The sequence below is a fragment of the Leifsonia sp. YAF41 genome (assembly GCF_052113185.1).
In the GTDB taxonomy this organism is placed as follows: domain Bacteria; phylum Actinomycetota; class Actinomycetes; order Actinomycetales; family Microbacteriaceae; genus Cryobacterium.
In genome coordinates this window covers 62,221-82,756 of record NZ_JBFRCS010000002.1, presented here as the reverse complement: position 1 = coordinate 82,756, position 20,536 = coordinate 62,221, and the positions used below count along the sequence as shown (strand labels likewise).

The window sequence follows — 20,536 nt, the reverse complement described above, 5'->3', positions numbered from 1 at the left end:
TTCTAGAGTGGGGATCACGGAGTCGTGATCACACGGTGGTGACTACAGGGCAATTCCCATCGCGCCATTTTGCTGTGCAAGGGCGTCAGCTGGCGATTCGCCATGGGAAGGTCTAATGATTCGGCGCTCGGTGACAATCGCCGTGATGAGCGAGGCCGGTGTGACGTCGAAGGCCGGGTTGATCGCCGTGGTGCCCACTGGGGACATCCGTTTGCCGTTAATGACCACGACTTCGTCAGTACCCCGGTCTTCGATGACGATCGAACTCCCCGTCGCGGTATCGCGGTCAATCGTGGATTCCGGCGCCACAACAATGAACGGGATTCCGGCGAACCGGGCCCCGAGGGCGAGCGAGAAGGTGCCGATCTTGTTCGCGGCATCGCCGTTGGCCGTGACTCGGTCGGCACCGACGAGCACAGCGTCGATGCCGCCTTGAGACATGATGAAGTTGGCTGCCGAATCAACAATCGTCTGATGCGGAGCACCCATGTTGCTGAGCTCCCATGCCGTGAGACGGGCGCCTTGGAACAATGGCCGGGTCTCGCAAGCCAGAACGTTGATTAATTTGCCTCGACGAAAAGCCTCTTCGACGACGCCCAGAGCGGTTCCGCGTTCAACGGCGGCCAGGGATCCAGTGTTGCAGATGGTCATCAGGGTGAGCCCTGACTCGGCCTTCTGCGGGAGCAATTCGGCCAGCAGCTCGAACCCCGCAACGGCCATCGCCTGCGAAGCCGCGACATCCTCATCGCGGATCTTCAAAGCAGTGGCAATGACTGCATCGAGCCCTCGGGCGGCGTCTTTCATCGCCCGGTCAACTCCCCAGGCCAGGTTCACCGCTGTCGGACGAGCCTCACGCAACCGTGCGATATCTGCGTGGGCGATGTGTTCATCGCTGTTCTGGATCGCCAGCGCCACCCCCATCGCTCCCGCAACGCCCAGGGCCGGAGCCCCGCGGACGGCAAGCCGTTGGATGGCGTCGATCAGCTGGTCGATCGTCTGGATGCGCAGCGTTGTCACCTCTGCGGGCAGGAGGGTCTGATCGAGAAGGACGATCTCTGCCGGATTGCCGTTCTCAGACGACTTCCAATCGATTGCACGCACTATCGGTCACGATCTTTCTCTCAAAATGGGTGTCGACGTCGGCTTGTCACGCTGCCAACGCGAATCTGCGCTACAAATGGATAGCGAAGAAGAGTGGACGGCTTCGTTCACCGTTCCTGTAGGTTGTCAGACAACAGACAAGGGTGTCAAGGTGAATAAAGTAACGAAAAGATCTCGGCCGAGCCTGGCCAGTGAGATCGTGGACTCAATCAAGGCGCGGATCGACAATGCCGAGTACCCTCCGGGCTCCCGACTTCCCACTGAGGCACAGCTCTGCGAGGAGTTCGGCGTCTCACGTGCGACGGTTCGCTCGGCGGTCAAAGAACTTGACGTCACCGGGCTCGTGCACACGCGACAAGGCCTCGGCACCTATGTGCGCTCAATCCCCTATGTGAGGGATGGCCTCGAGAAAATGGGGTCCATCTCAGACTCCATTCGCGCCAGCGGCAAGGAGCCGGGGATGGAGTATGCGCGGCGTGTAGTCCGCGCCGTGAGCCCCGACGAAGCCATCAAGATGTCGGTTCCCGCCGGGACCCAGGTACTCGAACTTCGCCGCAAAATCACAGCAGATGGCGAGGTTGTGGCGTACTCGTTCGACCTGTTGCCGCTGTCAATATTCGGCCCGGAATTCGATCCGCTCGAGCTCGAGGGATCAATCTTCGCCTATTTCGAAAATCAGCTGGGCTTCCACGCCAGTCTCGGCATCGCCGAAGTGCACGCCGTCGAGTCGCGAAAAATCGGCTGGGGACCCGGCAGCGGCGAGCATACACTTTTCATCCTGCTCGACCAGCTCCAGTACGCAGAAGACGGTCGATTGCTCGGGTATTCCCGGAGCTACTTCGTCGAGGGCGCCTACGCGTTCCTCCTCAAGCGCACGAATTAGACGGACCTCACCACCCCCTCCCCGCCGCCGTCGGCGCCATCGTCCGATTGCGGGATCGTCGGTGCGCGCAATCTTTCCTTCGTATGTAACACTTGTCAGACAACTGACCACTGACCTGATGAATGCCGAGGAAGCCACACATGCAGAATCGCTGGAATGCTGCGCCCCCAACTCCCGTTGATGCGACACCTGACGCAGTCGATGAAATCGTCCATGTTTCCCGCTTGCTCGGCTCCGATCCCGCCCTCGTTCTTCATGGCGGCGGCAACACGTCCATCAAGGCTCAGACGCGCGACGTCACCGGCGACACCGTCGACGTGCTGTACGTCAAAGGCAGTGGATGGGACCTGGCGTCAATTGAGCGAGCGGGCTTCGCACCGCTCCGGCGCGAGCGCTTGGCACAACTACTCACCGTTCCTCACCTGACCGACACACAAATGATGAACGAGCTCCGCCAAGCAAGCATGGATTCCGCTGCCCCAGATCCTTCGGTCGAAGCCCTGCTGCATGCCCTGCTTCCGGCGAGAGTGGTGCTGCATTCGCACGCCGATGCCCTCGTCGCGCTTATGAATCAGCCCGAGGGCCAGTCCGCCGTCGAGGAGCTCTACGGCGACCGCGTCATCGTCGTGCCCTATGTTATGCCCGGATTCGATTTGGCTAGGCTGGCGGCAGATCTCTGGCCGCGTCTCTCGACTTCCCGTACCGAGGGGATGGTGCTGCTCAACCACGGTCTCTTCACCGTCGGGGAAACCACCGAAGAGGCATACTCTCGTCATATCGAATTTATCGATATGGCTGAGAGGCACTCCGCTTTCACTGCATCAGCTGTGCCGGCCGGCCCCGAATCTCGCGATCTACTTCCCGGCGAACCGCTCGATCTCGCGCAGTTCCGCGCGGCAGCCAGCCGGATCGTTGGGCGCCCGGTGATCGTGAGCCAGACGCCTTCGCCGCGCGCCCGGGACTTTGCCAGCGCCCCGGACGTGTCTGAGAAGGCGACCCGCGGCCCCGCAACGCCCGATCACGTGATCCGCACTAAGCGCATTCCGCTGATCGGACGCGACCTCGACAGCTATGCCGCCGAGTACAAGGAGTACTTCGCCCAGAACAGTTCTCGGAGAGGCGTCGCCCTGACCGCATTGGACTCCGCCCCTCGCGTCGTTCTCGATCCGGAGTGGGGTTTGGTGACTCTCGGCGGTTCGGTGACCGAAACGGCGATCACCGCAGACATCTACCTGCACACGATGGACATCATCGATGCCGCGGAACGGCAAGACGGCTACCAAGCTCTTCCCGCCGGAGACATCTTCGACGTCGAGTACTGGGAACTTGAGCAAGCCAAGTTGCGACTCAGTGGTCCAGCTAAGCGATTCCAGGGCGAGATCGCGCTCGTGACCGGGGCCGCATCCGGCATCGGGCGCGCCTGTGCAGAGGTTCTCCTTGCTCAGGGCGCCGCTGTGATCGGCCTTGATCTGAATGCGGACGTGGGCGAGGCTTTCAATTCCCCGAGCTGGCTCGGGATCCAAGCGGATGTCTCGTCCATTGACCAGCTTCGAGCAGCAATCGACCGGGGAGTCCGTCGCTTCGGCGGAATCGATATCGTGGTCCCTGCCGCAGGAATCTTCGCGAAGAGCGCACCCATTGCCGCACTCGAAGATGAGTCCTGGCTGCGCAGTTTCAGCGTGAATACGACAGCCGTTGCGCGACTTTTTGCACTCGTGCACCCCTATCTGGCCGCTGCGCCCCACGGCGGACGGGTTGTGCTGATTGCGTCGAAGAACGTGGCAGCTCCCGGCCCGGGAGCCTCCGCGTACTCAGCGAGCAAGACCGCCGCTGCGCAATTAGCACGCGTGGCAGCGCTGGAGTGGGCTCCCGACGGCATCCGTGTGAATCTCGTGCATCCCGATGCGGTTTTCGACACCGGGCTCTGGACTCCAGAGCTGCTTGCCGAGCGAGCCTCGAAGTACGGGATGACCGAGTCGGAGTACAAGCGACGCAACCTGCTCCATCTGGAAATCACGAGTCGTGATGTCGGACACGCTGTAGCCGAACTCTGCTCCACGACATTTCGCGCAACGACCGGTGCGAATGTCCCCATTGATGGCGGCAACGAGCGCGTGATCTAAATCAAGTCGCGGGGCGGTCGCGGTCGGGAATCAGTGTGAAAACGTGGCCGACCGCGCAACCGCTCCGCCTCTGCTCCCACCGCCAGCACGTGATCGGCCGGCCGGCTGTCGAGTTCGAACCAGGTCGCTGAGAGCGCGCACCAGGCGATCAGCCAGCGCAGCAGGGTGTCAGCGTCGTACACCGTGGCATCCGCCACCACCGACAGCTGCCGCGCCAACCGGCCCGGCCGCTCAGCCACACGAGAAGTCGGGTTGCAAAACAGGTTGAGGTAGTCGAAGATCGGGTCGCCGACGATTCCCTTGGGGTCAATTGCCAACCATCTCGCGTCGCCGAAATCGAGCACGTTGCCGTGGTGAACATCGCCGTGCAGCACAACGCTCTCCCGCTGCTCAGCGAGCAGAACCCGTGCGTCGGCAGCCGCCCGCGCGCAGAAACCACCGCGCTGTTCCCCGTGGACCAAGAGGTCCCTGAACCACTCGGCCAGAGTCGGCAGGCCATGCGACAGGCCGTACGGCACCGGGCGAGAAATCGCATGCAGTCGAGAAATGGTTCGGCACAGGATACGCGTGGCCATCTCGTCAGCGTCGCCGTCGGCTTCGGCCATTGCTGCCAACGAGCGTGTGCCCGTCGCCCGCTCAAGCAGAATGATCGCATCGTCGTGTTCGAGCACCGCTGCGGCCCCGGGGCCAGTCCCGGTTTCAGGGCCCGCACGCCCTGCAGCCTCGCTCCACCACACCATCACCCGATTGCCGCGCTCCTCCTCCGCCACGAGGGCCCGCTTGAGCATGGCCGGGGTGCCGTCGGCACGGCGCACCGGCGCGAGCAGGCTGCTGGGCGTCGTGAACGGCGTCCCGTCCGGCGTCAGATCCCAGCGTTCGAACGCGGGATCGAGAAGACTCAGGCCAGACGGGACTGCGGCAGGGCTCATCCGACCAGTATGCCTCTGGCCGTACGCAGGCCCTGCAGGAGCGGCGTCGTCGGTCGACCGATCAGCCGGGCGAGGTCACCCGAGGTCTCGGCGAGCACGCCGTCACGGATGTTGGCGTCGAGAACCGCGATGAACTGCACGGCTTCTGGCGGCAGACCGGCGGCCGTCATCTCGTCGATGTGCTCGTCCGTGCTGATTGCTCGGAACGGAATGTCGCGCCCGAGGATGTCGCTGAATGCGGCGGCGAGGTCGCTGAAGTTCCAGGCCACGTCTCCCGAGAGCTCGTAGACGGCACCGCCGTGGCCCTCGCCGAGAAGCACAACCGCCGCAGCATCCGCATAGTCCGCCCGGCTGGCGCTGGCGACCCGGCCGTCACCAACGCTCACGGCGATCTCACCGCTGGCGTCGGACTGGTCGAGCATGCCGAGGTAGTTTTCGGAATACCAGCCGTTGCGCAAGATGGTGAAGTCAAGACCCGAGGCCCGAATCAGTGCTTCGGTCGCCTTGTGCTCGGGGGCCAGGACGAGGGTGGAGGTGTCGGCCTGCGGTGCGCTCGTGTAGACGATGCGGCGGACTCCGGCCACTTCCGCTGCAGCGATCACTGCGGCGTGCTGAGCAACGCGCTGGCCCAGCTCGCTGCCGGAGACCAGCATCACGGTGTCGGCACCGGCGAATGCTGCGGCCAAGCTCGCCTCGTCGGAGTAGTCGATGCTCGCCGTCGCGACCCCGAGTTCGGCCAGTGCGGCAAGCTTGTCGGCCTGGCGTCCGGCCGCCACGATGCTTGTCGGCTCTGCTCCACGGGCGAGAAGCGATTCGACGATGAGACGACCGAGCTGGCCTGTGGCTCCGGTGACGACAACTGTCATGGGGTTCCTTTCGAAGGGGATCATCACACCCAACGCCTGGCAGCCCGGAAGATTCCTGATCTCGTCGAACATTCGCCGCGTAAGCCTCGCCGACTTTGACCGTTGCGGTCGAGTTGCCCCGGTGTGCCAGGCAAACTCGACCGCAACTGTCAAGCTCGGCGAAGAGAAGGCCCCGTCGTGGCGGGCCTCCTCAATCGCCGAGACATTAGAAGGAGATCACTCCCACCACGAGATAGAGCACGAACGACAGCCCGGCCGCGATGCCTGCATACGGCAGGATCGCCGTCATCAGGTTCAGCGGCTTGAGCCCGACGGCCTTCGAGGTGAGGATGATGCCGTCGCCGTAGAGGCAGGTCGTGCTGCCGAGGGCCGCACCGGAGAAGATGGCGGCGGCGGCGAGGATCGGGTCGACGTCCATCGCCAGTGCGAGCGGGATCACGATGGGCGTGATCACGGCGGCGAGATCCCAGAACGAGCCGGTGGCGTAGGCATAGACCCCGCAGACCAAGAACACGACGGCAGGCAGGAATGCGCCGCTCATGAACGGTTCGGTCGACTCGATCACGAAGTCGGCCAGACCGAGGTCGATGTTCATCTTCTGTACCATGAAGGCCAGCACCGAAAGCAAGATCACGAAGAGCATGCTGGCGACGCCCGCATAGGCGGCTTCGAAGATCTGCTTGAGGCTCATTTTGCGCTGCACCACGTAGAGCACGATTGCCACGAGAAGCGCAGCGGTCGTGCCCTTCAGCACGTCGACCTCGGTCAGGATGGTGACGGCGATCATCGTGATGATCGGGATCAAGAAGTTGTAGGGCATCGGCTTGCGGGATGCCCCGGCACCGGTTGTGTGTGAGACGGTCAGCGTGCTCGTCGCCGGTCCCGATTCGGGCGCGACGCCGTCAGCAGAGTGCGAACTTGACCCGGCGCCGACCGTCACCGGCTGCGGCGTGAAGCCATCGGCATCCGTGCCGGCCAGGTCAGTGCCAAGCTTCTCGGTCCGCTCCTCAGCGGTCATCGACTCGGGGAACACGTCGCCGGTCGTGGCAGCTCGGGCGGAATCCTTGCGCACCGAACCGAGAAGCGGGAAGGCGCCGATCGAAACCAGGAAGCCGATCAGCAGCATGATCCAGCCGAAGAAGATGAACGGGATCGCCTGCAGGTACGCGCCGAAGCCCGAGCCGTCGACGGTCACGCCCTCGGCTTCGAGCAGGCCGGAGAAGAAGATCGCCCAGGTGGAGAACGGCACGAGCACGCAGATCGGTGCGGCCGTCGACTTCACCAAGAAGCCGAGCATCGTGCGCGGAACCTTGTAGCGGTCGGTGATTCCCTTCATCGAGGTGCCCACGGCCAGCGCGTTGAGGTAGTCATCGACGAACATGACCACGCCGAGCAACCAGGTGAGCACGAGCGACTTGCGCCGGCTGTTGACGAAGCGTTCGGTCCACCGGGCGAAGTCGCCGACGGCGCCGGAACGCTCGAACAGTGTGATCAGGATGCCGAACAGCACGATCACGGTCAGCAACCACTGCAGCGTCTCATCGCTGAGCGACTTGCCGACGTACTCCACCCAGGAGTCGAAGAAGCCGAAGCCGCCGAGGATGATGCTGCCTACCGCGGTTCCGCAGATCATGGCCAACAGGGTGCGCCGCGTGAGCACGGCAACGACGAGAACACAAACAACGGGAAGGAGCGACAGCGCACCAAATCCATCCATGAGTCACCTTTGATCGAGTTGAAAGAGGGGAGCCACGAAGGCCACGCCCCTGGGGCACGACCTTCGCGGGGCTTGCTACGCCAGATCTGCGTCGTCGGCCCGGTAAACAGTTGTGCCGTTCACCAGGGTCGCGTGCACGGGCACGTCGAGCAGCTCATCTGCGGACACCGTGAGCGGGTTGTCGTCCCACACGGCGAAATCTGCGGCGAAACCGGGCGCGATACGCCCGAGGTCGTGGTCGCCCTGAGCCTCGGCGGCCCAGGCGGTGTAGCCCAGCAAGGCTTCGGTGGCGGTGAGCACCTGCTCCGGCTCGAAAACCGGGGCGTCGGGCCGGCCCGGCGTGCGGCGCAGGCGAGCCCAGGCCATGCCGATCCGGGAGTCCAGCTGGGCGACGGGCCAGTCAGAGCCGAGCGCCACGAGCGCACCGGCATCGATCATGTCGCGCACTCGCCAGGCCTTCGCCGCACGCTCCGGCCCCAATCGGGCGGCCCAGGCGTCGGAGGCATCGGCCTTTCGCCACTGCAGGTGCAGGGGCTGAACGGACGCCGTGATGCCGGCCGCCGCCATCCGCGCCAGATCACGGTCTGCCGTGCACTCGAGGTGCTCGATGCGGTGCGGTGCGCGACCCGAGTGCACGCCTGCCGCCAGGTAGGCGTCGATGGTCGTGCCGATGGCCCGGTCGCCGATGGCGTGGGTGGCGATCTGGAAGCCGGCCTCGCTGTAGCGCCGCACTACCCGGTCGAACTCCGTCGGGTCCTGCCAGAACGACACGAGCCCCTCACCCTGGGTGTCGGGTTCGTAGAGCCAGCCGGTTCCGGTGTCGATGACGCCGTCATTGAAGAGCTTGATCAGGCCGCCGCGCCAACGGGCACCGCTTCGGTCTCGCATCGACAGGTAGTCCTGGGTGCGCTCTTCGTCGTAGCCCGGGTTGTGGGCGAGCGCCGAGACGATGCGGAGCGGCAATCCGGCGCCGCTCGAATCCACCTCGTCAAGCAGGTCAAGCGAGGCCCGGTTGCCGTCCATGATGCAGCCGCCGGTGACGCCGGATGCGCCGAGCTGGCCGAAGATCTCCCGCACCCGGTCGGCGGTCTGTGCGGTGGTGAGGGCGGGCGCCGCCTTGAGCACGAGGTCGAAGGCCGAGTCCTCGCGCAGCTCGCCAGTCGGAACACCAGCCGAGTCGACGATGATTTCTGAGGTGTCGGTGAAGCTCCGGGCGCCGGTGATGCCGGCCCGGTGCAGGCCTGCGCGGCTGGCGAGTGCGGTGTGTCCGTCGAAGAACATGAGCAGGGTCGGCAGGCCGAGTACGGCATCCTCGATGGCTGCCGCGGTCAGCGGCAGTGTGCTGAACAGGTCGTAGTCGAGGTTCCAGCCGCGCACCCAACCGGCGCCACCCTGGGCACGCTCGGCCTGTGCGCGTTCGGCCGCCTCACGCAGCCCGGCCAGGAAGACCTGCGGGTCGCGAACCCCGCCGAAGTCGACTCCGGCGGCCAGCTCGATGCCCTGAATCGGATGCAAGTGGGCGTCGATCAAGCCCGGGGTGACGGTGCGCCCGCCGAGGTCGGTCACCGTTGTCGAAGCGCCCCGGTACTCGGCCAGAGTTGCCGCGTCCCCGACGGCGATGATGCGCCCCGCGCGCACGGCGATGGCGTCGGCGCTCGGCCGGCCGGCGGCGAGGGTGACGACGTTAGCATTGACGAGGATGGTGTCGGCGAATGACGTGCGCATGGGATTCAAAGCCTTTCGACGTGCACTCTCGCGGCCGGTCGCTACTGCCGCCCTGGAAGTAGTTATTTAATCGAGTTAAATTAGATTTACCCTAACAGCACAATCCCTACGACCGGAGCACCGTGCCAGAAATCGTCAGCCGCCGGGCCGGCCGCCCGAAAACGGCGTTGCTCAGCACCGAACAGATTGTCGACGCCGCGTTCGACGTGGTGCGCGAGGCCGGACCCGATGGCTTCACGCTCACTCGGTTGGCCGCCAATCTGGGTGTGAAGACCCCGGCGCTCTACCACTACTTCGCCAACAAAGACGCGGTGATCAAGGCCATGCGAAGCCGTCTCGCCTCTCAGCTCGACGTCACCGGCTTCATTGCAGACAGCTGGGACGCCGCGATCATTCCGTGGGCGCGCTCTTACCGTGCTGCAATGCTCTCCTTCCCGGCCAGCATCGACCTGCTCGCGACGATGCCCATCGACGGCGAATCGGAATCGGTCTCGAACTACGAGACAATCAGCACCTCGTTCCTCGCGGCCGGCTGGCCGGAGCACGAGATCGTCACGATTCTGGTGGCGCTCGAGTCATTCGCGATCGGCTCGGCGCTCGACGCCCTCGCCCCGGCCGACAACATGAGTCCTGGTGCCCTCGCGGCGGCCGCCCCGGTTTTCGCCGCGGCCGAACAATCGCGTCGAGTGCGGGCCGCGGGTCGGCAGATATCGGTCGCCGATGCATCCTTCGAGCTGGGCCTGGAGGTCTTCGTCGCCGGCTTGCGGATGCGACTGGCCGCGATTCACTCCTGACGGCTCACCGCACACGGACGATTTCTCTGGCCCCGCCGGGCAAAGAGGCTTAGCCTCGAAGTAGTCGACCGCAGAGTCGACTCGTGTTCCGCTCACTGTGGAGGTCGCAATGTCAACCAAGCCAACCGGACGCCTGTCCCACCGCCCCGATGGGCTCTATCTCATGCTCGACCGGTTGTTTCAGGCACCGATCGAGGATGTCTGGTGGAGCGTGACCCATCCGGCTGAGCTCGAGAAGTGGATCGGAACGTACACGGGCTCCCCGATCACGGGGGCCGTCAAATTCTTGATGACCGCTGAAGACGATGCCACCTGGGAGTATGTGAGCATTCTGGAGTGCGACGCGCCGCACCGCTTCTCGTGCGACATCGGCACCGGGGATGACGCCTGGCGGCTGCTGGTGCATCTGGTTGAAGGCGCCCATATGACCACCCTGACCCTCGGTCAGCGACTGCGCACCCCAGCGGAGGCCGCGACGGTCGGACCGGGCTGGGATTACTACCTCGACCGGCTTATTGCGGCCAGGGCCGGTGCGCCGCTGCCCGAGTGGGAGCACTACTACCCGGCCCATGCGCAGTACTACAAGGAGCTCATCGTTCCGAGCAAGTCGGCCTAGTTTCAGACGGGCCTAGTTCCAGACGGGCCTAGTTCCAGACGGGCCTAGTTCCAGACGGGCCTAGTTCCAGACGCTCGGCGCCGCGGCACGCGTCGGCGGCAATGTGACATCATCGCTCCACTCGAGCAGCCATTCCGGAACCGTCACGGCCTCGGGCGGTTCGCCGACCGCCTCGAGAAGTTCGTCGATCGTGACGACTCCGCCGCCGCGCTTCAGAAACCGGCCACGGATGAAACCCTGCGCATAGATCTCGGGCTTGCCGTCGGCATCCGGGCGCACGAAACGATGCTCGACGTAGACGGCCTTCGCGTCGTAGCCGAGGATGCGCGACTCGATGGTGAACTTCTGCCACATCTGCAAAGACTTCCGAAAACTGATCGTCTCGCTGACCACGACCGGGTACCAGCCGCGCTGCTTGAAAATATCCCAGACGCCGTTGCGCATCAGCATGTCGAAGCGGGCGACGTCCATGATCGACAGGTACACGCCGTTGTTCATGTGGCGCAGGATGTCCTGGTCGGTGGGCAGGGTGACGAACTTGGTGCGGGCGACGTCGTAGCGGCCCAGGCGCGGGCCGAATCGCGAGAGGAACATGTGAAGGAGGGTTCGGAAGAACATATGCACCCTGCGATGCTAGGGCCAGCGCTCGCAGACGGCACGTCTCTTGCCGTCTGCCACAGACATCCGCCGTGCGTCGCCCACGGAATTGCAGGGTCTCGACAACGGCGGCGGCGGTCGAGTCTGTCGAGACCTCACCGCCGGCGACCTCGATGCCGTGACTCGACTGGGCGTGGGGAATCCCCGCTGGCGTGCACCATCCCGCACGCCCAGCGGGATTCCGCACGCCGGCATCGCGGCCGCGACGGTGGCCCGCCTACTCCTGCCGTTCCCGAGCCGGCAACTCCCGCTGCGGCACCCCGTTGTAGACCGACAGCGGGCGAATCAACGCGTTGGCGGCCAATTGCTCGATCACGTGCGCGGTCCAGCCGACCACCCGGCTCGCGACGAAGAGCGGGGTGAAGGTCAGAGTGTCGAATCCCATCACGTGATAAGTCGGCCCTGCCGGGTAGTCAAGATTGGGCTGGATGTTCTTGCGCGCGCCCATTTCGGCCTCCAACTCGACATAAAGCTCGAGCAAATCGGGGCGGTCGAAGTGCACAAGCATCGACTCCATCGAGGCTCGCATGGTCGGCACTCGAGAGTCACCGTGCTTGTACACCCGGTGGCCGAAGCCCATGATCTTGTGCTTGTTCGCGAGGGCGTCGTCGAGCCAGGCGCTCACCCGGTCGGCAGTCTTGATCTCCTCGAAGGTGTGCATGACCGCCTCGTTCGCGCCACCGTGCAAGGGGCCCTTGAGCGCACCGATCGCACCGGTCACGGCTGAGTAGAGGTCGGACAGTGTCGAGGTGATCACGCGGGCGGTAAAGGTGGAGGCGTTGAACGAGTGCTCGGCATAGAGAATCATCGACACATCGAAGGCGTTCACCACCTCGAGATCGGCGACTTCACCGAAGACCATGAAGAGAAAATTCGCCGAATAGCTGAGGTCATCACGCGGCTCGACCAGATCCAGGCCATGACGACGCCGTTGGTCGTAGGCCACGATGGACGGCAACTGGGCGTAGAGACGCATCGCCTTGTCCAGGTTGGCCTCGGGCGAAGCATCCGCTGCAGAGGGGTCACGCGCACCGATCACGCTGACCGCGGTGCGCAAGACGTCCATCGGATGCGCTGTCGTCGGAAGTTCGTCGATCACCCGGCGCACCACGTGGTCCAGGTGCCGGAGCGTTCGCTCACGGGTCTCGAACTCGGCCAGCTGCCGCTCATCGGGGAGTTCCCCCTGCCAGAGCAGGTAGGCCACCTCCTCGAAACTGCAGTTCGCCGCGAGATCCTGCACGGCGTAGCCGCGGTAGAGCAGCGAATTCGTCTCGGAATTCACCTTGGAGATCGCGGTGTAGTCAACCGGAACACCGGCCAACCCTTTGTAGATCACCGGCTGGGCGGCGTCGTCGGTCGTGACGTTGGTCATGATCTCCCCTCACTCTCGAGACGATCATCGCCACTGACGACTGCGTCAATGACAGCGGTACTCGAAACGCCAGTCAAGCAGTTCCGGCGCGACTTGGCGATGCTCGATTTCTGAGAAGGTCCCGAGCGGAGAGGATGCGTGACGAGAATCCGAAGGTGGAGTAACGTTCTGCCATGGTTCCCTTGACCAACCTTCTGGCCTTTTCACTGGCATCCATCGCGCTCATCGCGCTTCCCGGCCCGTCAGTGCTCTTCGTGATCGGGCGCTCGTTGGCTCTCGGCCGCATCGGCGGCTTTCTCAGTGTGCTCGGCAATGCGCTCGGCCTGCTGCCCGCTGTCGCTGCCGTTGCGCTCGGTCTCGGCGTGATCGTCACCCAATCGATCGTGCTCTTCACGATCATCAAGTTCGCCGGTGCCGCCTACATCGTCTACCTCGGAGTGCAGGCCATTCGCCACCGACGCACGGCCGCCACCGATATCGGGGTCAGCGTGACCCGCAAGTCGAAGTGGCGTTTGCTCGCCGAAGGGTTCGTGGTCGGCGTGACCAACCCCAAGTCACTAGTCTTCTTCGTGGCCGTGCTGCCGCAGTTCGTCGACTACCAGGCCGGCGCCGTGCCGATGCAGCTTGCAACGCTGGGGCTCGTCTTCGTCGTGCTCGCCCTGCTGGGCGACAGCGTCTGGGCGCTGGCCGCCGGCTCCGCACGCGACTGGTTCGCCAAATCACCGAAGCGCATGGAAGGCCTCTCGGCGACCGGCGGCGTCATGATGATCGGCCTCGGTGGCGTGCTGGCCGTGACCGGCGCGAAGTCCTAGGCCGGCTGCGCGGCGGTCGACAACGCAGCTGTGGGGCCGGCGGCCACACGACGCACGAAGGCGCCGAGACGCCGGTAGACCTCCTGCGATTCAGGATGCTTCGAATCCTGCTGCCAGGTGTGCTTGGCATTCACCCGGTCGCGCGAGTAGATCAAGGTGTCGATAGGAAGCGCACGCCGGCGCATCGCCTCGACGAAGTTCATGTTCGACTGATAGAAGAAGTCTCGTTCCGATGTGGTCAGGAACACGGGAGGGAATCCCTTGTCGAGCCATTCGATCGGGGACAAGAACCGGGAGGCCGCCTTCAGCGACTGTCCGCGACCGCCGCCCGGAATCAGCATCCGCAAGAAATTGCGACTGAGGATGAAGCCGCGGTCGAAGATCACCGAGAAGTCGGCCATGCTGCAGTGCTGCACGAGTCCGCGCAGGTGCTGCTTGTCGACCTGCGGGCGGATGTCGTAGTGAGCCGCGAGGTCGTCGTCGAAGGCCGTCGCGGTCAGGAGCGCGGCGATGTGCCCGCCGGCCGAGTCTCCGCCGAGGATGATGCGCGTGGCGTCCCCACCGAACTCGGCGATGTTACGCGCCACCCAGTCGAGCACCGAGTTTCCGTCTTCGAGCATGTGCTTGAAGTGAAAGCGGCCGGCCATGCGGTAGTTGACGTTGACGACGACCATGCCGTCCTGCGCCTGGCTGGCGGCGTACTTGGTGAGTGGGGCCTTGTCGCCCGACGTCCAGCCACCGCCGTGAAAGTAGATGTAGACGGGAAGCGGCTCGGTCAGATCGTGCGGAACCAGAACGTCAAGCTTGTGATCACGGATGCCGTCACCCACGTAGTCGATGTCGAAGTGGTAGTCGACGGTGTCGATCGGCTCCGCGTTGAACTTGTGCAGTTCTCCGGGCTCAAGCCGCAGCATCAGTGCCTTCCACGCCCACACCGGAACCCGGGACAAACCCGTCCACTTTGACGGAGTGCGGGGTGCTGCGGGAGCAAGGAGTGGGGCGAGAAGCATTTCTGACATTCCCTCAACAATACGACTCGCATCCGTGCAGGCGCTGAGAGGAGACCCCGCTGAAGCTGGGAACGGCGGCGACCGGCGCGGTTCAGCGACCGCGGCGCGGGCTGAATTCCCCGGTTCCGGTCAGCACCGCACGGGCAAGCGTATGAAAGTGCAGATTGAACCCCAAGACGGCGGGCGTCGACTCTGGATCGATCCGAAGGCGGGGCACGTCCACCGCATGCACGATGAACTGGTAGCGGTGCACCCCGGTTCCCTCCGGTGGGCCGGCCCCGACGAAGCTGCTCTGTCGCGTCTCGTTCGGGAGGGTCGTCGCCTCGGCGGGAAGCAGTCGGCTTCTCGGGCTGCCGGCGCCGGCAGCCAGCGCTGTCACCGAGACTGGAATGTTGAAAACCGCCCAGTGCCAGAATCCCGACCCGGTCGGCGCATCCGGGTCATAGGCGGTGAGCGCGAAGCTCTTCGTGGCCGCCGGGAACCCCGACCAACTCAGCTCCGGGGATCGATCCTCTCCACCGGACCCCGCACCGTACTGAGCGGTCGCCAACGGTTGCCCGTCGGTCAGGTCGCTGCTCGTGAGACTGAAGAGTGGCACCACGCCGAATCGGGCGAGCGGGTCTGTATCGGTCATTGTCAACCTCCTACTTAGCCAGCAGCCTAGGCCAGAACCTCCGCCAGGTCGCGAGTTGCCGGAGATCGCCTCTTCCGCACAAGCCAAGGGGCTATCTCTGACAACTCGCGGGGCGAATACGGGCGCGAACGACAGAGAGGATGCGTCCCGCCGGCACCCAGGCAGCGCCACGTAAAATGACGGGGTGGCCATCCCGAAGATTCTGCTCTATTACGTGTTCGTGCCCCTCGCCGACCCCGACGCCGTGCGACTCTGGCAGCGCGACCTCTGTGAGGGACTGGGCCTGCGCGGACGCATCCTGATCTCGAAGGATGGCCTGAACGGAACCCTCGGCGGCGACTTGCCCGCGCTCAAGCGCTATGTGCGCAAGACCCGCGACTACCCGGCATTCAAGAACATCGATTTCAAGTGGAGCGAAGGCACCGGGCTCGACGAGGCCGGACTCAGCCTCGACTTTCCGCGTCTGGTCGTCAAAGTCCGAGATGAGATCGTCAGTTTCGGAGCTCCCGGCGAGCTGCAGGTCGATGACACGGGCGTGCGCGGTGGCGGCACGAAGCTGGCCCCCGCCGAACTGCACGAACTCGTCGCCGAGCGCGGCGACGACGTCGTCTTTTTCGACGGCCGCAACGCGTTCGAGGCCGAGATCGGCAAGTTCAAGAACGCGGTGGTTCCGGATGTTGCCACCACACGCGACTTCGTGGCCGAACTCGACAGCGGGAAATACGACCACCTCAAAGACAAGCCCGTCGTCACCTACTGCACCGGCGGCATCCGCTGCGAGGTTCTCAGCGGGCTGATGAAGTCCCGCGGATTCGACGAGGTCTACCAACTCGACGGCGGAATCGTGCGTTACGGCGAGGCCTACGGCGACGGCGGCCTCTGGGACGGCTCGCTCTACGTCTTCGACCAGCGGATGTCTGTCGATTTCAGCGACAACACCGAGGTCATCGGCCGCTGTGCGGTGTGTGCGGAGCCGACCAAGAACATGCTCAACTGCCGCGATCTCTCCTGCCGCGAGCAGCTCGTGGTCTGCTCGACGTGTGTCGAGGCGTCTCCCCCGGCGTGCGCCGCTCACGCCGTCGCTCTCTAGCTCTCCCTCCCGCGAGGTCTCTCTCGCGGCACGCGCACGCGCACGGGCTAGCGGCGTGTACGCGCGTACGTTCGCGCCGCCGCGCTCGACAGGGCCAACAGAATCAGGATGTCGAGCGCCAGGCTGGGAAGCGTCGTGCGCAGGGTGATCGCCACCCCGTCGGTCAGCGAGCTGGCGAGCTGAATCACGATGCTGAGCGTCGCCATGGCCATGGCCGCCACCCTGGCCCAGTTGTGACCGATGAACACGAACCAGGCGATGGTGAGCTCCACCAGCAATGCGACCCCGTAGACGATGAGCACGCTCGCGAGCACTAGGTCCTGGGCGGCGGGGCCGGTGACTCCTGACTTGCCGAGGTCGACCTCCAGCGAGTCGGCGACTTGCCGCCAGTTCAGGCTGGTCACGCCGATGAAGAGCAGCCCCGCGAGCACCCGGGCGCCGATCAGCGCAGCGCCGATGATGATGGCCTGCGGCCTCGTTCGTGCAGCGGATGCCGGCGTCGGAACGGAGGGATTCGTCACGACGACACCGCGCAGGTTGATCACCGGCAGGTCGCCATCCGTCTGGATTGTGTCGCCGCCGCCATTGCGTGAGTGATACCCGGTCGAGAAGTCGCGGATCACATCGACGCTCACCGCCGGATCCGCCGCGCTCAGGCTGGCCACGATGTGATCCCGCTCGATGTCGGTGTTCTCATCGATCTTGTGGGTGATCTGCAGGGTGAACAGCGAAAACCCGACGCTCTTGTCAAAGGTTCCGGCGGCAAGCCAATCGACGCGGCCGCCTCCGGGCAGCGCCCAGCCTTCCGGGCAGCGCCAGAACCGCACGTGGTGCCGCTTGGCCGGGTTTCCGGCCACCTCCTGCTGGTACGCGAAATCCTGCTGGCGGTCGAAGAGCAGCAGCGGGCTCACCGGGGCTTCGTCATAACTGCGGCGGGTGAGTGTCGATGTGATGATGCGGCGGGTGGAGGCGGCGGTGATGTCGTCGGCGCGGGTCCACCCGGCCTCGGCCAGAATCTGATGCAGCTGATCTTCGGTGCCCGTGAGCGCGAGGTTGACCGGGTCGCCGAGCAGCCCGTCACTCGTTCGGGCACGCCCGATGAAGTAGTCGGGCAGGTAGATGCGCGTGAGGATGCGGTGCAGGCGCGGCAACACGAGGTAGGCGCTGAGCACCCAGAAGATGACAACGACCCAGATCACACCCCAGCCCCAGGAGAAGCTCTCCTCGAACACGAGCACCGCCAGCCAGACCGAGGCGGCCCCGGCGAAGATGAAGAAGAACGTGTCGAGCCCCGAGCTCGTCGCAGAGCGCCCGGCACCGGCCTGAACCTTGGCGGGCTCGCGCGGCGGCAGCTCCTCCGGCGGCTGCTCCCCCGGCACCGGCCGCCTCGCCGGAATTTCGCTCCTCGCGGGAGTTTCGCTGGCGACTCCCCGCTCGTCTGGCATAGCGCCATGCTAGTTCCACGAGCGGTCGCCCCCAAGGCGTAGCCGCGACGCCACGCGCGTTGAAAACCGCCGCGCGGGTCGGATTCAACCGGCGTCGCGGTTTTCGACCCGCGCCGCGCGCCTCAAGCCGAACTCCGCCGCGCGCATCCGTTCGCCTGCACCCCCGCCCCGCCTCCCGTGCTGCCCCGTCCGCCGCCCTTAGGGTGGTGTCAACGATCGAGGGGGAAACGGATGCCGACGGGCGCTGTCATCGAGTTCAGCAACATCACCAAGAAATTCGGCACTGTCGCCGCGGTCAACGATCTGTCGTTCACCGTCGAGCCCGGCAGAGTCACCGGATTTCTCGGCCCGAATGGGGCGGGCAAGACGACGACGCTGCGCATTCTGCTCGGCCTCGTCGCTCCCACGAGCGGAACTGCCACCTTCGGCGGCATCCGCTACCGTGACCTGCCCCAGCCTCTCGCCACGGTGGGTGCGGCCCTCGAGGCGGCCAGTTTTCACCCGGGCCGTACGGCTTTCAACCACCTCAACATCTACGCCATCGCCGCCGGGCTTCCCTCCTCCCGGGTGACCGAGGTGCTCCACCTGGTCGGGCTCGGCGACTACGCCCACCGCCGCGTCGGCGGCTACTCGCTGGGCATGCGACAACGTCTCGGCCTTGCCTACGCGCTGCTCGGCGACCCGGGCGTGCTGGTGCTCGACGAGCCGATCAACGGCCTTGACCCGGAAGGCATCAAGTGGATCCGCGGGTTCCTGCGCGCCATGGCCGCTGAAGGGCGCACGGTGTTGGTCAGCTCGCACCTGCTTTCCGAGGTTCAGCAGAGCGTTGATGACGTCGTGATCATTGCCAAGGGGCACCTGGTGCATCGGGGCACGCTCTCGAGTCTTGACTCGGAGGTCGCGCCGCAAGTGATCGTCGACTCCCCCGACCGCGACGCTCTGGGCGCCGCCCTCTCCGCCGCCGGACTCACCTTCGCGCTCGGTCGAACGGGCCTGCTCGTCGCCGAAGCCGACCCGGGCAGAATCGGCCATCTCGCCTTCGCGGCGGGGGTCGAACTCAATGTTCTGCATCGGCAGAAATCGGGTCTCGAAGACTCGTTCCTTGCACTCGTCGGCGGAGGTGACTCGCTGTGATCGTCTTTCTGCGCTCCATTTCCGCCGAATTCGCCAAGATCCTGACCACGCGGATGTGGTGGATCCTCGCGCTCGTTCTCTTCTTCTACATTGCGCTGCTCGCCGGCGGTCTCGCCGCGCTCTTCGGCGGCATCAACACCGGGGCCATCGGTCCCGGAGCGGCCGGCACCCCCGGCGGAGCCCCGCCCGTCGACAGCTTGCCCCCGCTCATCTACAGCTTCGCCTCGTCGGTCGGCTATGTGTTCCCGGTCTTGATCGGGGCGCTTGCCACGACGGGTGAGTTCCGGCACCAGACCCTCACCCCCACGTTCTTGGCGACCCCACGGCGGCTCGGAGTGTTGGGCGCGAAGGGCACGAGCATGTTCGTCGTCGGCGCCCTCTACGGGGCGATCGCCCTGGCGGCATCCGTCGGCATCGGCGCACTCGTGATGAATGGCTTCGGCATCGACCCGCAACTCGCCGACAGTGCGACCTGGGCGCTCGTCGGCCGCTCCGTGCTGGCGATGGCGCTCTGGGCGACGATCGGCGTCGGGCTCGGCGTTCTTGTGCCCAACCAAGTCGCGACGATCGTGATCGTGCTCGCCTTCACCCAATTCGTCGAACCACTCTTGCGCCTCGCCTCCTCGTTCACCGAGGTCACGGCCGGCATCGGCCAGTACCTGCCGGGTGCCGCATCCGATGCCTTGGTCGGTGCCAGCTTCTTCTCCGTCGCGAGCGCGCCCAGCAGCTCGACCGCGTCACTCGAGTGGTGGCAGGGCGGGCTCGTGCTGTTGGCGTATGCCGCGGCGGCCGGCATCGCCGGTTACTTCTCCAGTTGGAAGAAGGACGTCACCTAGGCGTTCTTCCCGCGAGGCTGCGAACGGCACCGTACCCGCCTGCAGAACGCGACCGTCGGGGGTGACCGCGACGACCGCATCCGCCCCATGTGCGACAGCCCAGGCGACGCCATCGACGCCGAGCGCACAGACCGCGGTGGCCAGGATGTCTGCGGTGCAGAGGTCGGCGCAGATCACCGTGGCACTGACCAACTCATGCGCGATCAAACCGGTGCGCCCGTCGGTGATGTGGTTGCCTCGCTCGTAGGTGCCGGATGTCGCCACCGCGCAGTCAGTGACGGCGAGCGTCGTCAGCATCGTCTCGGCGTTCCACGGCGAGCGCACTCCCACCGTCCACAGCGCGCCGATTTCCGGAGCTCCTCGCACGACGATGTCGCCACCCGCGTTGAAGCAGAAATCACGGATGCCTGCCTCGCTCAACCGGTCTGCCGCATTCTGCACGGCCCATCCTTTGACAACGCCGTCGGTATCGAGCTTCTGGCCCGGCAGACGCAGCGAGAAGGCGCCGTGCGTGGCGCGCTGAGCCCGTGCGCCTAGCGCGAGCACCTCGCACAACTCGTCGCTGTAGTGATCGGGTGCGAGGCGGCCGCGGTTGACGGCGCTCACCTCGCTGTCGTCGCGATACGAGCTGAACCGCCGGTCGGCGGCCGCGAGCAGGTCGAACGCGGCGCGTACGGCCGCGGAGTGGTCACCGGCATCGCGGATGTCGACCGACATCGGGATGCCCATCACGGTTTCGAGGTGTCTCATCGCTGGTCTCTCCATGCTCGTTTCGTGGTACTCGTTTCTCCA

19 protein-coding genes are annotated in these 20,536 nt (G+C 65.2%); 8 read left to right on the top strand and 11 right to left on the bottom strand.

Going from position 1 to position 20,536, the window contains the following annotated elements:
* Window positions 1-42: 42 nt before the first annotated feature.
* Window positions 43-1,101, bottom strand: a complete 1,059-nt coding sequence (gene mtnA / locus AB4Y63_RS02185; protein WP_441789402.1) for an S-methyl-5-thioribose-1-phosphate isomerase — start codon at window positions 1,099-1,101, stop codon at window positions 43-45.
* A gap of 25 nt (window positions 1,102-1,126) precedes the next feature.
* Here mtnA and AB4Y63_RS02180 point away from each other — a divergent pair, with 25 nt between their 5' ends.
* Window positions 1,127-1,984, top strand: a complete 858-nt coding sequence (locus AB4Y63_RS02180) for a GntR family transcriptional regulator (RefSeq protein ID WP_441789401.1) — start codon at window positions 1,127-1,129, stop codon at window positions 1,982-1,984.
* A 140-nt stretch (window positions 1,985-2,124) separates the two neighbouring features.
* Window positions 2,125-4,107 (top strand): bifunctional aldolase/short-chain dehydrogenase, encoded by a 1,983-nt coding sequence (locus AB4Y63_RS02175; protein WP_441789400.1) that lies wholly within the window; start codon window positions 2,125-2,127, stop codon window positions 4,105-4,107.
* Here AB4Y63_RS02175 and AB4Y63_RS02170 read toward each other — a convergent pair.
* The 4 genes from AB4Y63_RS02170 to AB4Y63_RS02155 form a co-directional block, all read right to left on the bottom strand.
* Entirely contained in the window at window positions 4,104-5,036 is a 933-nt protein-coding gene (locus AB4Y63_RS02170) for an aminoglycoside phosphotransferase family protein (protein WP_441789399.1), read from the bottom strand. The genes AB4Y63_RS02175 and AB4Y63_RS02170 overlap by 4 nt on opposite strands.
* Window positions 5,033-5,902: an NAD(P)H-binding protein gene (locus tag AB4Y63_RS02165; RefSeq protein ID WP_441789398.1), complete on the bottom strand. Its 870-nt coding sequence runs from the start codon at window positions 5,900-5,902 to the stop codon at window positions 5,033-5,035. Before AB4Y63_RS02165 ends, AB4Y63_RS02170 begins: the two co-directional genes overlap by 4 nt.
* 205 nt (window positions 5,903-6,107) lie before the next feature.
* Window positions 6,108-7,619, bottom strand: a complete 1,512-nt coding sequence (locus tag AB4Y63_RS02160; RefSeq protein WP_441789397.1) for a Na+/H+ antiporter NhaC family protein — start codon at window positions 7,617-7,619, stop codon at window positions 6,108-6,110.
* Between the two features lie 75 nt (window positions 7,620-7,694).
* Entirely contained in the window at window positions 7,695-9,344 is a 1,650-nt protein-coding gene (locus AB4Y63_RS02155) for an amidohydrolase (RefSeq protein ID WP_441789396.1), read from the bottom strand.
* Between the two features lie 122 nt (window positions 9,345-9,466).
* Here AB4Y63_RS02155 and AB4Y63_RS02150 point away from each other — a divergent pair, with 122 nt between their 5' ends.
* Together AB4Y63_RS02150 and AB4Y63_RS02145 are read left to right on the top strand one after the other, a co-directional pair.
* Entirely contained in the window at window positions 9,467-10,138 is a 672-nt protein-coding gene (locus AB4Y63_RS02150; protein ID WP_441789395.1) for a TetR family transcriptional regulator, read from the top strand.
* Between the two features lie 109 nt (window positions 10,139-10,247).
* A complete protein-coding gene (locus AB4Y63_RS02145; RefSeq protein ID WP_441789394.1) occupies window positions 10,248-10,754 on the top strand; it encodes an SRPBCC domain-containing protein in 507 nt (168 codons plus the stop codon).
* Window positions 10,755-10,814: 60 nt separating this feature from the next.
* Here the strand turns inward: AB4Y63_RS02145 and AB4Y63_RS02140 are convergent, their stop codons facing one another.
* Window positions 10,815-11,348 (bottom strand): thioesterase family protein, encoded by a 534-nt coding sequence (locus tag AB4Y63_RS02140; RefSeq protein WP_441789393.1) that lies wholly within the window; start codon window positions 11,346-11,348, stop codon window positions 10,815-10,817.
* 280 nt (window positions 11,349-11,628) lie between these two features.
* Complete coding sequence (locus AB4Y63_RS02135) at window positions 11,629-12,783, bottom strand: bifunctional 2-methylcitrate synthase/citrate synthase (RefSeq protein WP_441789392.1); 1,155 nt, start codon at window positions 12,781-12,783, stop codon at window positions 11,629-11,631.
* Window positions 12,784-12,956: 173 nt separating this feature from the next.
* Here AB4Y63_RS02135 and AB4Y63_RS02130 point away from each other — a divergent pair, with 173 nt between their 5' ends.
* Entirely contained in the window at window positions 12,957-13,595 is a 639-nt protein-coding gene (locus AB4Y63_RS02130; RefSeq protein WP_441789391.1) for a LysE family translocator, read from the top strand.
* Here AB4Y63_RS02130 and AB4Y63_RS02125 read toward each other — a convergent pair.
* Together AB4Y63_RS02125 and AB4Y63_RS02120 are read right to left on the bottom strand one after the other, a co-directional pair.
* The gene (locus AB4Y63_RS02125) at window positions 13,592-14,614 is read right to left on the bottom strand and encodes an alpha/beta hydrolase (protein ID WP_441789390.1); all 1,023 of its coding nucleotides are present in this window, start codon (window positions 14,612-14,614) and stop codon (window positions 13,592-13,594) included. The two genes, AB4Y63_RS02130 and AB4Y63_RS02125, sit on opposite strands and share 4 nt — an antisense overlap.
* Before the next feature lie 82 nt (window positions 14,615-14,696).
* Window positions 14,697-15,239, bottom strand: a complete 543-nt coding sequence (locus tag AB4Y63_RS02120) for a YbhB/YbcL family Raf kinase inhibitor-like protein (RefSeq protein ID WP_441789389.1) — start codon at window positions 15,237-15,239, stop codon at window positions 14,697-14,699.
* Between the two features lie 184 nt (window positions 15,240-15,423).
* Between AB4Y63_RS02120 and trhO the strand changes: the two genes are divergently transcribed.
* Window positions 15,424-16,329: an oxygen-dependent tRNA uridine(34) hydroxylase TrhO gene (trhO, locus tag AB4Y63_RS02115; protein ID WP_441789388.1), complete on the top strand. Its 906-nt coding sequence runs from the start codon at window positions 15,424-15,426 to the stop codon at window positions 16,327-16,329.
* Between the two features lie 47 nt (window positions 16,330-16,376).
* Here the strand turns inward: trhO and AB4Y63_RS02110 are convergent, their stop codons facing one another.
* Window positions 16,377-17,774: an LssY C-terminal domain-containing protein gene (locus tag AB4Y63_RS02110; RefSeq protein ID WP_441789387.1), complete on the bottom strand. Its 1,398-nt coding sequence runs from the start codon at window positions 17,772-17,774 to the stop codon at window positions 16,377-16,379.
* A 231-nt stretch (window positions 17,775-18,005) separates the two neighbouring features.
* Here AB4Y63_RS02110 and AB4Y63_RS02105 point away from each other — a divergent pair, with 231 nt between their 5' ends.
* Entirely contained in the window at window positions 18,006-18,908 is a 903-nt protein-coding gene (locus AB4Y63_RS02105) for an ABC transporter ATP-binding protein (protein ID WP_441789386.1), read from the top strand.
* Entirely contained in the window at window positions 18,905-19,744 is an 840-nt protein-coding gene (locus AB4Y63_RS02100) for an ABC transporter permease (RefSeq protein WP_441789385.1), read from the top strand. The genes AB4Y63_RS02105 and AB4Y63_RS02100 overlap by 4 nt, the downstream gene beginning before the upstream one ends.
* Here AB4Y63_RS02100 and AB4Y63_RS02095 read toward each other — a convergent pair.
* Window positions 19,646-20,494 carry an FAD:protein FMN transferase gene (locus tag AB4Y63_RS02095; protein ID WP_441789384.1) on the bottom strand — a complete coding sequence of 283 codons (849 nt, stop codon included), beginning with the start codon at window positions 20,492-20,494 and terminating at the stop codon, window positions 19,646-19,648. The genes AB4Y63_RS02100 and AB4Y63_RS02095 overlap by 99 nt on opposite strands.
* Window positions 20,495-20,536: the final 42 nt, after the last annotated feature.